The 14,686-nt window shown below is 48.1% G+C and carries 13 protein-coding genes; 2 read left to right on the forward strand and 11 right to left on the reverse strand.

The window, feature by feature from the left end; translation table 11 throughout:
* Positions 1-495 precede the first annotated feature (495 nt).
* The 6 genes from WFN87_RS19885 to WFN87_RS19910 all read right to left on the reverse strand — a co-directional run bounded on the left by WFN87_RS19885 (position 496) and on the right by WFN87_RS19910 (position 5,429).
* A complete protein-coding gene (locus tag WFN87_RS19885) occupies positions 496-972 on the reverse strand; it encodes a hypothetical protein (RefSeq protein WP_336983865.1) in 477 nt (158 codons plus the stop codon).
* 70 nt (positions 973-1,042) lie between these two features.
* Positions 1,043-1,543 carry a hypothetical protein gene (locus WFN87_RS19890; protein ID WP_336983866.1) on the reverse strand — a complete coding sequence of 167 codons (501 nt, stop codon included), beginning with the start codon at positions 1,541-1,543 and terminating at the stop codon, positions 1,043-1,045.
* A 73-nt stretch (positions 1,544-1,616) separates the two neighbouring features.
* Entirely contained in the window at positions 1,617-1,808 is a 192-nt protein-coding gene (locus WFN87_RS19895; protein WP_336983867.1) for a hypothetical protein, read from the reverse strand.
* Between the two features lie 364 nt (positions 1,809-2,172).
* Complete coding sequence (locus WFN87_RS19900) at positions 2,173-2,553, reverse strand: hypothetical protein (protein WP_336983868.1); 381 nt, start codon at positions 2,551-2,553, stop codon at positions 2,173-2,175.
* Positions 2,554-3,194: 641 nt separating this feature from the next.
* Entirely contained in the window at positions 3,195-3,527 is a 333-nt protein-coding gene (locus WFN87_RS19905) for a hypothetical protein (RefSeq protein ID WP_336983869.1), read from the reverse strand.
* Between the two features lie 24 nt (positions 3,528-3,551).
* A complete protein-coding gene (locus tag WFN87_RS19910) occupies positions 3,552-5,429 on the reverse strand; it encodes a recombinase family protein (protein ID WP_336983870.1) in 1,878 nt (625 codons plus the stop codon).
* A gap of 1 nt (position 5,430) precedes the next feature.
* On the opposite strand from WFN87_RS19910, the gene WFN87_RS19915 reads away from it, so the two are divergent.
* Positions 5,431-5,820: a MysB family protein gene (locus WFN87_RS19915; protein WP_336983871.1), complete on the forward strand. Its 390-nt coding sequence runs from the start codon at positions 5,431-5,433 to the stop codon at positions 5,818-5,820.
* Positions 5,821-5,823: 3 nt separating this feature from the next.
* Here WFN87_RS19915 and WFN87_RS19920 read toward each other — a convergent pair whose 3' ends face one another.
* The 3 genes from WFN87_RS19920 to mdoG all read right to left on the reverse strand — a co-directional run bounded on the left by WFN87_RS19920 (position 5,824) and on the right by mdoG (position 10,213).
* Complete coding sequence (locus tag WFN87_RS19920; RefSeq protein ID WP_409450381.1) at positions 5,824-6,045, reverse strand: YceK/YidQ family lipoprotein; 222 nt, start codon at positions 6,043-6,045, stop codon at positions 5,824-5,826.
* Between the two features lie 108 nt (positions 6,046-6,153).
* Complete coding sequence (mdoH, locus tag WFN87_RS19925) at positions 6,154-8,685, reverse strand: glucans biosynthesis glucosyltransferase MdoH (protein ID WP_336983872.1); 2,532 nt, start codon at positions 8,683-8,685, stop codon at positions 6,154-6,156.
* Positions 8,678-10,213: a glucans biosynthesis protein MdoG gene (gene mdoG, locus WFN87_RS19930; protein WP_166994047.1), complete on the reverse strand. Its 1,536-nt coding sequence runs from the start codon at positions 10,211-10,213 to the stop codon at positions 8,678-8,680. The genes mdoH and mdoG overlap by 8 nt, the downstream gene beginning before the upstream one ends.
* A gap of 295 nt (positions 10,214-10,508) precedes the next feature.
* Between mdoG and mdoC the strand changes: the two genes are divergently transcribed.
* On the forward strand, positions 10,509-11,669 hold the full coding sequence (gene mdoC, locus WFN87_RS19935; protein ID WP_008453541.1) for a glucans biosynthesis protein MdoC: 1,161 nt from the start codon (positions 10,509-10,511) through the stop codon (positions 11,667-11,669).
* A gap of 94 nt (positions 11,670-11,763) precedes the next feature.
* On the opposite strand, the gene ymdB is transcribed toward mdoC, so the two are convergent.
* Entirely contained in the window at positions 11,764-12,294 is a 531-nt protein-coding gene (ymdB, locus tag WFN87_RS19940; RefSeq protein WP_008453543.1) for an O-acetyl-ADP-ribose deacetylase, read from the reverse strand.
* A gap of 150 nt (positions 12,295-12,444) precedes the next feature.
* The gene (locus WFN87_RS19945; protein WP_336983873.1) at positions 12,445-14,661 is read right to left on the reverse strand and encodes a TonB-dependent receptor; all 2,217 of its coding nucleotides are present in this window, start codon (positions 14,659-14,661) and stop codon (positions 12,445-12,447) included.
* Positions 14,662-14,686 lie beyond the last annotated feature (25 nt).

Consider the following 14,686-nt stretch of genomic DNA (forward strand, 5'->3'; position numbering starts at 1 on the left):
GGATACTGATGATCTGTTCGTCGGAAAAACGCTTCTTCATGGGAATGTCCTCATGTGGCTTATGAAGACATTACTAACATCGCGGTGTATTAATCAATGGGGAGCAGGTCATCTGAGCGAAAGCGAGTAAATTACGTCGCGTTGTTTCGAGCTACTGCGAGAAAAACGCAAAGTTATGATCTAATATTTGGTTTTTATAGAGACTGACGAGCAAAGCGAGTTAGGCTCTCTAGAGACTAGATATCAGTAAGACATTTATACTTAAAGTAATGAGTAAGAGTTATATTATATTAAGTTACGGTTATTCGTAAAAATGCATAAATTTGACCTTTATACGCATAAATTGTGCATAAATCAACAATTTTAAGCACTTCTTAAGCATTCATAAACACCATAACCGTAATAGACCACTTTTCATTACGGTTATAGTTACGGTTATTAATACATTTAAAATCAATGACTTAAAACTAATTTCCATAATTGCTATTACGGTTATCATTTCTTCAAACTCACTAGATGATCAATAAGTTCCTGAAGGGTTACTCCCTCATGACTCACTAGCTCTAGATGCTGCTGTGCTTCTTCCGCTGTCAGTACTTGTTTATTCTTACGATACCTGACCATATCATTGATTGGTCTACCATCTTCAATTGCCTTTTCGATAATGTCAGATAGCATAGTACATACACGTTTGTATTTTTCTTTTGTTGATTTACTTTTCGGTGTCGATAGATTCTTAGTAGCTCTGTATAACTCAAGGTAATAAAATACTGATGACTCACTAAGTTCTACACTCTGTTGTACTATGTAGTAAATTTCTGCTGCTTCAACTTTGTTTTTTCCTAAGAAGGTACAATTGTTAATCATATCTTTGATTTCTTGTTTCAGATCGCGATCTAAAAATGAAAACTGTTGCTTTATGATTGCTTCATATACTTTCCTATTGTTTTTGATTTTTTCTGCTCTTGCCATGATAATAAATACTCCGTAAAACGTTAATTAATATTGGCCTGTAGTATCTCCAGCACTACAGGCCATTTTCTTATTTTGATTTATGTAATAGTACCGCACTAAGTTTTGGATATGCTTTATACTTCTGTGATAGTTTATAGATATACGCCTTTCTACCTATCAAATATGCTTCATGAGCTTCTTCAACTGTAGGGAATGTTCCAAACTTGTGCATTATCTTATTGAATCTTGCTTGTGCTTGAAAACCCTTGTGGTTAACTACTACTCCAGTTGATAATGACGTTGGTACTTTACGGAACAATTGGTTCACTTCTCTTGGTACAAAGATACAGTTATCTGGGCTGTACTCCTTTCCTTCTAGTATGTCTTTATCTAAATGCCAATCATCAACAACGTTATCAATATACCAATAGTAAAAACCACTGAAAATATACCAATCATCACATATTGTGATATTACTGTAATTACTATTATTTCTTACTCTTGAGTGGAAGTTATTCCATACTCGTAGTGCTTCTTTCACATGTGGTAGTGCCTGATCTTTTAGATCATTTATTTTTTCCTTTTCCATATTTCTTCCATGAATATAAGTACTTCATCCTGAAGTACTGCCAATACTTTTCTATAGTGAAAGTATCAAACCCTTACTTACCTAAAATCGCATATTGTTGTATCAGATACTGAATGGCTGAACTCATCGTTGTAGCCTTACCACACGCTATAAGTGATTTTAGTATTTCTTCTTGTGCAGGACTTAATCTAACCCCAACACTAATAGTTTTCTTTTCTTTCATAACATTCCATTGTTTAACATTTTCTATTTTTTCTCTACGCAAAAAGATCCCCATATTGGGGATTGCTTTTTGATGGAGAATTATAATTATCCCGTTGAGGTAGCGAACATCATACTAGGATTATACCATATTATTTTTTTATCGTTTCATCTTTGTCATTACATATCTATTTATGGCTGGAATCTTCAACGGTAGTGCTAATACTGTTAGAAACATAAAAAAGATTCCCAGAACTATCCAACATGGGAATAGTACGAACATATAAAATATCGTTGCGAGTACTTCAATGAGTACATTGCTGAACCAAGCCATAATTAATCCTCCTATTCTTGTAGTCTTATTTATAGCGGTTAACAAAAATAGGAGTTCATATAGCTGAGGCACCATATAATGCCTCGCATTCAACTCATTTATACGATACAGTGACTTCTAACTCATATGATGAGATCAACAGCATTACTTCGTTAAACGCATCAAAGTCTAACGGTAGGTCACATTTAAACATGAACTGAAAGAAAGCATCTTCTGAGTTTGGTAATGATAATTGTGTCACTTCGCATGTGTTCACATCACAACTTGTATAGCGGATTTCATCACCATAGAGTGCAAATGTGTAGACAACTGGTTCTGGCAAATCTTGCAACACACGGAATACGCTGAAGTAAGGCCCACTATCTGACTTTCGCCACTTCATGCTTGCAGAGTAGCCTTCTCCCATGCGACTGAACTGCTCTTGTACGGTTTCTTTGGTTGTTTTCGGCACACGTCCACGTTTTATTACGGTCATAAAGACCTCCTTTTGGCTAAATTAAAAGTCATCTCATGGTGTTACCTCCTCTAATCAGTTGTTCTACTCGTGTACTGAAACCATGTCGTGTTGACAGTTGCTATGGTAAGGGCCGAAAACGGCTTAGTCAAAAAGCTACTTAAGTGAAATCAAACAAGATTTTGACAAATTACGTACTAAAGTGGTACTCTGCCTTTCGTAGAGTAAATCAAACCCACCGGGTGCTGAATTGTAATTATAAATCTTGATTTTTTCTCAATAATATGTTAATTACACCTATCAAAAAAATGCTTATTTCTAGCTAAAATCTATCGTTTTTTTTCTTCTGTTTTTTATCCAATTTCGACACTTTATCCTGAAAAGATCATAACCCACTGAAATTAAAGTAATTTTCAATTTTTAATCATCTTAGTTTTGTATCAATTTAGCCCTTTTACAACCAGCAATAGTTATCCAGCAGAAAAGGCCAAAATTATGCAGACACGCTTCTTAAGTAAAACTACTAAATCCTTCCCGTAACGCTCTATACGTCCCCCCAAGCCATGCCCAAGCTCATTTCATTACCACACATAAGAAAACCTTACAGAATTGCTCCTGAGAGGTCGAAATAAACTTTAAAATGTAAAAACATCATTATTCTATCAATCAGCTATTATTTCACATTGTATGTAATGCTTATCAGCTTTGAACATCGCACCTTTAACCGAAGTACGTAATACCTTCCCATCTTCTGTTGTAAAATACATTACATCTTCATCACTATCAATTCGTGCAATGCTATGCTCTATTCTATTAATTACTAATGATTCCATTGTGTCATATACTGTATAATTCCCACACTGGTAATGTGTTTTTATTTCCTCTTTATTCCGGCTGGAACTCCCATGCCAATTACTCCATGCATCGCTTTTACTAACAACTACATTTTTAGCAAGAGCTAATGCTGGGAACAGTATAAGAAGTAATACTTTCATATTAATCCTCTTAATCATCAGATTTTAATCAATCCAGTCTATTTGATCTTCATTCAACAGATACTCAAAACCTTCTGGCTCTCGCCCAATCATCATGTTCATATAATTTAATAAATCGTCAACCGTTTTAGTTCTACTGGCACTCAATGACCATATACTACCATTAGATTCTACCCTGAATACTGTATGTCCATCCTCCTTAACAATATAGACCCTTTCTCCATGCTTTTGAGTAATTGTGATCTCAGCTAACACATTACTTTTTCCATCAGTTAGCAGAACATGTTTTAGTATATCTTTATGATACTCGATTTCATACGTGTAGTAAGATCCTGAATACTGAGAATCTACCCGCAAACATTTTATGGATAAAATAACTTTCGAAAGGTGTTCATTTGTCTTTCGCCTTAACACCGTATTGTCTTGATTCATGATCTCATCAATATCATACTGATATTCGAGTTTAGTGACTTCATTAACTCGATCAAGTGCGTTAATCTTGACCATCAAATTCTCTTTATCCAGCAATCTTTTCCTTTTGAATTCCATTAGAGCAAATAGTTCATCTTCGTCATTTGCACTCTTCACTTTATCATTCAGTAAGGATATCTTATTATTAATTTCTGAAAGGTTATATTTAAGACTGTCTATTGTTTCGTTGTTTTTACTATCGCCATAGATTTCATCAAGATTTAACCCCTGAACATGTTCTAACAATATTCGTTCACTTTCACTATAACGTAACATTTTAGAATTACACTTGGCATCCCTGGTACGTTGTCGATAGCATCTCAAGTACTGTCCGCCATTAGACATACTTTGAACGATCATCGGGCTACCGCACTCATGGCACTTAGTTAAACCATTAAAGAGATTTCTTTGCTTCGTTGTTGTGCTTTTTTGCTTTTTTGAAGATACGTTTCTATCCATCATAGATTGAATTTTTGAAAACAACTCATCATCAATAACTACCGGATAGATACGCATCGCATTATCATTTGCCTCTTTCTTAATCTTTAGATTTCCCAAGATTCGCTTTTCAGCGTCACTAGTACTTTCATTATCTTTCTTTGGCATAATGGGATACTTACCAACTAGGTAACCATTTAAGCGACGATCGCGGAGCTTGTTATATACCGCAACAGTATTCCAGCCCCTGCCATTGTATCGTTCCCCTTCTCCATTAAGCCGATTCACAATTTCTGTCACCCCATAGCCATCACGATACCACTCAAAAATTTTGGTTATCGTTTGTAGCTTCTGTACATCAATATCATATGACTTTTTATCGTGACTAAGAGAAAGCCAGTCTGGGGTGTTGTTGTTAAGTGCAATCCCACTGGCTAATGACTCATCCTTACGGTGTTTCCATGACTTCTTACTGATCCGTGCTTTTCGCTTTGATTCCTGGTAAGCACGTTCAATGCTGGTAGAAAGTGCGGATAGCTTATGATCAAGTTTGTAGCTGTATATCTGCCCTGTCTCAACTTCAACAATATCGATGTTTCTCTTGATCAGAAAAGTGAATTCATCGATAGCATCATAGCCTTGTTTACGAGAGAAACGGTCAACAGACTCAATCAGTAAGCACCCTTCTGTAATCTCCCCTGTCTCTACACGCCGTTTAAACTGCCCTAATGAGCCTTTAGTAAAATTGTGCCCCTTGTAACCAGACAAACCTTTGTCACTTTCCAGTACTTCATGATTACTGGGATCGAGTTGATACCCTAATTCAGCAGGTAATTTAGCGTTTTCGAGGAAGTCCATCACTGTGCTGATCTGCCTGTCTAAGCCAAAGGCATCAACCTGTTGCATACTTGATACCCTGCTATAGACATACGCTTTGACAGTTCTCATCCAGCCACCTATACATTTGATAATCTTACTCGTTATGGAAATCATTATGTCCGATAAAGAATATGTATTCTATAGTACGCTGGAAGAAGCCATTGATGCCGCGCGGGAGCAGTATCTTGCCGACAACCCGAGCGTGGATGAAGAGAGCGCCAGCGTCGAGCAATTCAATTTCCAGAAGTACGTTTTGCAGGATGGTGACATCATGTGGCAGGCCGAGTTCTTTACCGACGACAGCGAGGAAGGCGAATGCCTGCCGATGCTCAGTGGGGAAGCGGCGCAAAGCGTGTTTGACGGTGATTTCGATGAGATTGAACTGCGCCAGGAATGGCTGGAAGAGAATACGCTGCACGAATGGGACGAAGGTGAATTTCAGCTCGAGCCGCCGCTGGACACCGAGGAAGGTCGCACGGCGGCAGACGAGTGGGATGAGCGCTAGCCGTTATTCATACGGCCCGTGGCTGGCGTCAATCGGCAACAGCAAAGTGTCAAAGATCAGCGAAAACGGCAGGTCGAGCACGGTAATATAGCGCCATGCGCCCTCGCGTACATCCCAGCGCACGCCGGGGTAATATTGGTTCCCGTGCCCTTGCCCCGGCACCGTCCGGCTAATAATGCTGCCGCAGCCGCTTAGCAGAAACGCCATCATCAGTACCGCAATTATTTTACCCACACATGCACTCCTGTTCAGAACGCGCTGAGTATAACCATCGCCGAATAAAAGGCAAAAAAATGCCGACCCTGAGGTCGGCATTATCACTTCTTTAAGGCCTTACTTTGCCGTCAGCGCCAACGGGTTTAGCTGCAGCTTTCTGTAGCTCTCCACCCAGGAAGAATAACGCTCCGGGTTCGCCCACACGCGGTAATGCAAGCGCGACATGGTCATCGGGTCGCTCAGCAGAACCAGGCGGCGGTCGCGGTTGAGTTTGTCCGGCGTTTCGTTCAGCGCCTGTTCAACGTGACGGTCGCGGGCAATCTCCAGCACCAGACTCTTACGGTGACGAGCCGTGGCCATTGCCGTGCTCAGGGCGTTAAACGACGGGTTAAATACCGCGTGCATAAAGCCATCGTCCAGCGTACGGCTGCGGTTCAGCTCCAGATAGTTCTCGGTGTCCACCAGCACCTGCGGCGGGGAATACTCTTCCGGGATCAGGAACAGCTTCCAGCGCTTGGTGCGCAGGCCGAGGCTCGCCCGGCTTGAAAGCACGGAGACGAACGGCGACAGGATCAGCGAGAAGACAATCGGTGCCAGCCAGAACAGGAAGCGCAGATCCAGCCAGGCCATGCCCACTGCCCAGACCAGGCCCAGCAGCAGCTGAGAGCCGTGGCGCATAAAGGCTTCACCCCACGGCGTGGAGTCATCGTCACGCTGCGGCGAGTTCCAGACCACTTCCCAGCCCAGGAACGCGCTGACCACAAACACGGTGTGGAACAGCATACGCACCGGTGCCAGCAGCACGGAGAACAGCACTTCAAGCAGCAGTGAACAGCTCACACGCAGGAAACCGCCATACTCTTTAGAGCCTTTGCACCAGATAAGAATGATGCTCAGCAGCTTAGGCAGGAACAGCAGAACCATGGTCGAGGCAAACAGCGCAATCGCCAGCTCAGGACGCCACTGCGGCCAGACCGGGAACAGCTGTCTAGGCTGGAGGAAGTACTGCGGCTCGGTCAGAGCGTGGACAACCTGCAGCGCGGTAGAGAGCGCCAGGAACATAAACCACAATGGGGCAGACAGATAGGACATGACGCCGGTCAGGAACACCGCGCGGTGAACCGGGTGCATACCTTTGACCAGGAACAGACGGAAGTTCATCAGGTTACCCTGGCACCAGCGGCGATCGCGTTTCAGCTCGTCCAGCAGGTTCGGCGGCAGTTCTTCGTATGAGCCAGGCAGGTCGTAAGCAATCCACACGCCCCAGCCGGCACGGCGCATCAGCGCGGCTTCGACGAAGTCATGGGAAAGAATCGACCCGGCAAAGTTACCTTCACCCGGCAGCGGGGCCAGCGCACAGTGTTCAATGAACGGCTTCACGCGAATAATGGCGTTGTGGCCCCAGTAGTGGGATTCCCCCAACTGCCAGAAGTGCAGGCCCGCAGTAAAGAGCGGCCCGTAGACGCGGGTAGCAAACTGCTGGCAGCGCGCATACAGCGTGTCCATGCCGGAGGCTTTGGGCGAAGACTGAATAATACCGGCCTTCGGGTTCGCTTCCATCAGGCGCACGAGGTTGGTCAGGCAATCCCCGCTCATGACGGAGTCGGCGTCCAGCACCACCATGTAGCTGTACTGGTTCCCCCAGCGACGGCAGAAGTCATCGATGTTGCCGCTTTTACGCTTCACGCGGCGACGGCGGCGGCGATAGAAGATCTGCCCTTCACCCTGCACTTCCGCAATCAGCTCCATCCAGGCTTTTTGCTCCGCAACGCAGATATCCGGGTTGTAGCTGTCGCTCAGGATATACACATCGAAGTGCGCCTGCTGCCCGGTGGCTTTGACGGATTCCCACGTCGCACGCAGGCCGGCAAACACGCGATCGACGTCTTCATTACAAATCGGCATGATAAGCGCGGTACGGTGCTCGGGGTTGATGGGCTCGTCCCCCACCGTTGACGCAGAAATACTGTATTTGTCTTTGCCCATCAGCAACTGCAGGAAGCCCATCAGCGCGGTCCAGAAACCGGCAGAGACCCAGCAGAACAGCACGGCAAACAGGATCAGGATGCCGCTTTGCAGAATGTACGGCAGCAGCTGCATAAAGGAGACCCACAGATCCTGGCCCCCCATGTCCGCCGGGTTAATCAGCGCCCAGCCCTGGTACGGAAGGATCGTCTTCATGTACCAGGTTGCGACCACGGTTTGGGCCAGCGTGAGGATCAGCAGAATGTAGCGGCGAATCGTGCCGACGGTACGCCATTTCTGCTCAGAGGCCTCTTCTTCTTTAGACGCGAACTTAGACTTCGTTTCACGCCCAAGCAGGCGATCCCAGAAGCGGCCAATCGGGTTGGTACGCCACGGGTCCGGGAACATAGAAGCACGCGTCGCTTTCGGCATAGCCTGAAGCTGGGTGCGCCCTTCATCATCGGTGATCAGCTGTTCGCCGCCGAGAGAACCCGGCCAGCTCGCCTCGAGACGAGCTTTTACCGAAGCCAGAGGAGAATCATCCGCTCGTTCAAAGTGGTGATGCTGCGCATCAAGCGCCTCATGCACCGCCTGAAGATCGGACGCAGGCAAAGCCGCCTTCTGCTCAGCAGAAAGCGGGAGTGCTTCGATGTAGTCAGGCGAGAATTCAGTAGACTTATTCATTGGCAGGCAGCTGGTAGCTCCAGGTTTCACTCAATGTCTGCTCGCCGTTAACCAGCGCAGCACGCATATCCGTCGTCTTCTTCTCGTCTTTCAGCTTCACGCGCAGCGTTAAACGCCAGCCTTTGTTGACCGGGTTATAGCGCACCTGGCTGTCAACGATCTCACCGTTATCGCCAATGCTGGTCTGTGCGGTGACCGGCGTGTCGGCTGGCAGTTTTTTCATCTCTGCCCCGGTAAAGTCCACCACAAACGCAATGGTGCCGTCCGGCTGGCGGATCAGGTTAGACTGCTTCACATCCCCGGTAGAACGGCGAGTTTGCAACACATACGCGTTATCCGGCGCATGCATTTTGTCTTCGTCGCGGCTAAAGGTGATGGTGTACTTAAAGTTCATCTCTTTGCCTGGGTCCGGCAACTGATCCGGCGTCCAGTAAGCAACGATGTTGTCATTCGTTTCATCGTTGGTTGGGATTTCAACCAGCTCTACGCGGCCTTTACCCCAATCCCCGACCGGTGCAACCCACGCGCTAGGGCGCTGGTCGTAACGATCGTCTAAATCTTCAAAGCGGGAGAACTGACGACCACGCTGCAGCAGGCCAAAGCCGACCGGGTTTTCCGTAGCGTAAGAGCTAACGGCCAGGTGTTTCGGGTTATTCAGCGGACGCCAGATCCATTCCCCGTTGCCGGCGTGAATAGACAGGCCGTTGGAGTCATGCAGTTCCGGGCGGAAATTGGTGGTTGGTGAAGGCTGATTTGGCCCGAACAGGAACATACTGGTCAGCGGCGCAACGCCCAGCTTGCCTACTTTGTCACGCAGGTAAACTTTCGACTGCACGTTCACCACGGTATCGCGTCCAGGGGTGATAACGAAACGATAAGCCCCGGTCGCTCGTGGGGAATCAAGCAGTGCATACAGGGTTAACGTTTTATCCATTGGCTTTGGACGTTCAATCCAGTATTCGCGGAAGCGAGGGAACTCTTCACCAGACGGTAAAGCAGTATCAATCGCCAGTCCTCGGGCAGACAGGCCATACACCTGGCCGGCGCCAATTACGCGGAAGTAACTCGCTCCGAGCATGCTGACAATTTCGTCGTTCTTATCTTTGCTGTTGATCGGATAGAGCACTTTGAACCCGGCAAAACCGAGATCTTTTACGGTATCTTTATCGTGCTTTACATCACCGAAGTTAAAATAGTCCGGATTGTATTTGATCTGGTGCACCGCGGTGGCGGTCACTTCGTTGATGGTTACCGGCGTGTCGAAGTACATACCCTGATGGTAGAACTCGAGCTTGAATGGGGTCTTGATGTTGCTCCAGTAAGCTTTGTCGTGATTAAACTGGATCTGCTGGTAGTCCGCGTATTTCATCTCGCGGAATTGCGAAGGCAGGTTGCTTTTCGGTGCTTCGTAGCTCTTGCCCGCTAAGGTTTTCGCCTGTTTTGCGACATCGTCGATAGTGAACGCCCAAACCGAGGTGGTATAAAGGGACAACATTACCGCAGCGCCAAGCCAGGACACTTTCATCATATTTGCTTTATGTTTCATATTAACCAGCACATCCCCCTTTGTGTGCTTAAATCAATCTATCCATTTTAATGGAAAGTTTTGCTTTCCGACAACCAAATCACCGCTTTGTTCAGCGTACTGGCTCAGGGTTTAAGCAAAATAAAGACAACTGCTTACGCTTTAAGAGTTCATCCTGGCGACAGGATGACATGCTTAGTGTAGGGTTGCCACGAATATGTAGACTGAACTGGACTTTTAGCCTGATGGGATAGGGTCTTAAGGATAAGACGAATAGTCTGAAAATGTCTGGAGTATTATGAGTAACGCACCGCAACAACGTGAGTTTTTCCTGGATTCTATTCGTGCATGGTTGATGCTGTTGGGCATTCCATTCCACATTTCGCTCATCTATTCGAGCCATCACTGGCACGTCAATAGCGCAGAACCCTCCGCGAGCCTGACGCTGTTTAATGATTTTATTCACGCGTTTCGTATGCAGGTGTTCTTCGTTATTTCTGGCTATTTTTCCTACATGTTATTTCTGCGCTACCCGCTGAAACGCTGGTGGACAGTGCGCGTAGAGCGCGTCGGCATCCCGATGCTCACCGCAATACCGCTGCTGACGCTGCCTCAGTTCATGATGCTGCAGTACATCAACGACAAAACTGGCCTGTGGCATACGCTCACCGGCTATCAAAAATACAATACGCTGGTGTGGGAGCTTGTGTCTCACCTGTGGTTTTTACTGGTCCTGGTGATATTAACGACCCTGGGCATGGTTTTGTTTCAAAAAATTAATAATTTTATAATTAGAAACGAACAGAATAATAATTCACCAATTACCCTGGGAAAACTCTCACTTTTATTTCTCGGCTTCGGCATTTTATACGCCGCTATTCGCCGGACTATTTTTATTATCCACGCGCCGTTATTAAGCGACGGGCTGTTTAATTTCGTGGTGATGCAAACGCTGTTTTATCTGCCGTTCTTTATGCTTGGCGCGCTGACATTCAAACGCGAGTCGCTGAAAATCCTGTTCACCACGCCTTCACGCTGGAGTCAGGTGGGCGCGGTCTTTGCGTTTGCCGCCTATTTATTAAACCAGCGCTACGGCAGCGGCGATGCCTGGATGTACGAAACGGAAAGCGTGATCACCATGCTGATGGGGCTATGGATGGTCAACGTCGTGTTTTCGCTGGGCTATAAAATGCTGAATTTTAAATCCGCGCGAGTGACCTATTTCGTTAATGCATCGCTGTTTATCTATCTGGTACACCATCCGCTCACGCTGTTCTTCGGCGCGTTTATCACGCCGCACATCACGTCCAATATTTTAGGTTTCTTCAGCGGGCTGGTCTTTGTAGTCGGCATCGCGCTGCTGCTTTACGAGCTGCACCTGCGCATTCCCCTGCTTCGTTTCCTGTTTTCAGGCAAGCCGAAGGAGAAGGCGGCGACGCCACAATCCTTTGCGGGATAACACACTAAAGGCCGGGTATGAACACCGGCCTTTTTTATCTCTGCGACAGAAATCATAGCGGCCACAGATTGAAGTTTTATGAAGCAGTCGTGATTTATTTATGACACTCAGCCGCAATCTGCTGATAAATCTGCGTGTTCTCATCATCAAAGCAAACAAATACCACGCGCTCCGGCAGCGGGCGCAGACCAATGTATTTGTAAGCAACATCCCACGCTATGCGTGCGGCCTGCGCTTTTGGGAAGCCATACACGCCGGTGCTGATGGCCGGAAAAGCAATTGAGCGGTAGCCGTTAGCGGCGGCTAAATCCAGGCTGTTACGGTAGGCCAGTTCCAAAAGCTCGGCTTCGTTCTGCTCGCCGCCGTGCCAGACTGGCCCCACGGCGTGAATCACCGCTTTTACCGGAATGTTCCCGGCCTCGGTAATCACCGCCTGACCCGGGGGACATTCGCCCTGCAGCTGGCGTACCGCTTTACAGGCTTCCAGCAGCGCAGGTCCGGCGGCGCGATGTATCGCCCCATCCACTCCCCCACCGCCCATCAGCGAAGGGTTTGCCGCGTTGACGATCACATCGACCTCAATCTGCGTGATGTCTCCCTGGACGACCTGTATGCGTTCACTCATTAACCATTCTCCAACTGTACTTTGCCGTAGTCTATTCTCGTCAGACGGGGCGCGTACATGACTATTATCGTTTCCGGACATTTCAACTTTTGAAAATCTCCGGATATCAGCCACAAAAAACCCCGCCTTCACGGGGCCTTTGTTATTGGATTAGAAATCAACAGTCATGGAAAGTTTCAGGGTGCGTGGGTCACTTTGCGTAATATACGCCCCGCTGTCGTCGACAGAAGCCCAGTATTTTTCGTTAGTCACGTTTTCGACGTTGGCGCGCCAGGTCAGCGTCTGTTCGTTAACCTTCGTGCTGTAGCGCACGCCGAGATCGAGGCGAGTCCAGCCGTTCAGCTTAATGCTGTTGTCGGCGTTGGCGTATTGTGACCCGGTGCGAATTAGCGTCCCCGTCGCAGTCAGGTTCTGCACCCAAGGCAGATCCCACTCGCCGCCCACGGACCAGGAGTAACGCGGAACGCCGATCGCATCCTTACCGTCGTTTGTCCCGCCGTTAGTCTTCACCATTTCTGGCTGAAGCCAAAGGACACTTCCCAACAGGCGCACGCCGTACAGTGGCTCACCAAATACGTTCAGTTCCATACCGCGGCTGCGCTGTTCGCCATACAGGCCGTAAAGATTGTTGCTGTCGAGCATCCCCACCGGCTTTTCGATCTCAAACAGCGCCAGGCTGCCGCCCACGCGGCCGAAGTCCATCTTCATGCCCACTTCGTTCTGCTTCGACTGCACAACCCCGACCACGTTTCCGGCATTGGTTGCTTTAGAGGTTGCTGTCGGCCCAGGCTGCAGCGCTTCAATGTGGTTCGCATAAAAAGAAACCGGCTCCCACGGCTTCACTACCAGGCCATAAACTGGCGTAACCTTGAAAGCATCAAAGCGTGTTTTAGGGTCTTCCACACCGGTATAGCTGTAGTTACGAACCCGCACGTCCTGGCGGCGAGCGCCCACGGTCAATAGCACCTTATCGTCCAGCGCGGAGAGCGTATCGGACAGCGAAACCCCGCTTGTTATCGTGCGGCTCCGCTGGGTCGGATCGTCCATATTGCTACCGGAAGCGACCGTCGGGAAACGGCTCAGGTCGAGATAAGACGGATCGTAGATATTATTCCCAACGGCGGTTTTACTGGATGACATGGTGTAGGCCGCGCGGGTTTTACGGTAAACACCGGAATAGCCGAGGTTCACGCTGTGGCCGATAAAGCCGGTATCAAATTTCCCCCGCACGCCGCCCATGCCGGAGAAAGCGTCGGCGATGTATCGCGTAGACAAACGAGTCTGGCTGGTGTGGCCCTTGTTATCAACAAACTTAGGCACGCTGTAATTGCCTCTTTCGTCGGTTTCGCTGGTGCCCAGCGCGCCATAAAGCGTCCAGCTGTTCGCCACATCATACTCGCTGTGCAGCGCGGCAAAGCGAGAGCTCATGTCTGAATAAACCCACGGCTGCCCGTAGTTTGTGAGGTTATCCGGCACATCAGGCATCTGCGTAATAGCGCCAACCCCCACCCCGATACGGCCATTGTGTACCGTCATCTTCTGGTAGCCGCCGTCGAACGACGTCCGCAGCCTGTCGCCTTTGTAATCCAGCCCAACGCTTGCCAACGATGTTCTGTTCTTCTGCTCGCGAATCTCACTCTCGCCTTCACGGTGCAGCAGGTTCACGCGGGCGCCAAACTGGTCGTTATCCCCAAACCTGCGGCCAGTATCCAAAGAGCCCCCAACCTGCGAACGCCCGGTGTAATCCACGCCAAGTTGGGTATGTGGTTCACTACCTGCCCGCTTGGGCTCAATATTAATGGCCCCGCCCACGCCAGACCCGCCCGGAGGAACACCGTTCAGGAAGGCCGTGGAGCCCTTAATCACCTCGACGCGTTCCGCAAGAGCCGTGCTGGTGATCTGCCGCGGCAATACGCCATACAGACCGCCGTAAGAAATATCATCCCCGTCTAACAGGAAACCGCGCACGCGGTACGACTCGCCAAAGTTACCGTAGCTGCGCACGGGCTGAATAGTCGCGTCATTACGGACAATGTCGCTGAGGGTATTGGCCTGCTTATCCTCGATCATTTTAGAGGTATAGCCGATGACGTTAAACGGCACGTTGCGCGCATCCTGCTCACCGAGCATGCCCAGGCGACCGCCATTGGCCACCTGCCCGTCCAGGTAAGCAGGCACCAGCTCGTTACCGCCTTCGCGGAACTGCGTATCCGGGGTCGCCGTGACGGTAATGGTCTCTTCTTTAACTAAAGCTTTTTGCTGAGGATTTTCCTGTGGCGCAGCGGCAACAGGCATGCAGGCGGCAGCGATCAACGCTGCGATCAGGCGCGGTTTAAACCCGGCCTGGCGAGGTGGTTGGTGAGGCATTGAAATTTCCTGGTAAAATAAAAAC

Origin of the sequence: Cedecea sp. AS113 (genome assembly GCF_037152415.1) — a bacterium.
Lineage (GTDB): Bacteria > Pseudomonadota > Gammaproteobacteria > Enterobacterales > Enterobacteriaceae > Cedecea.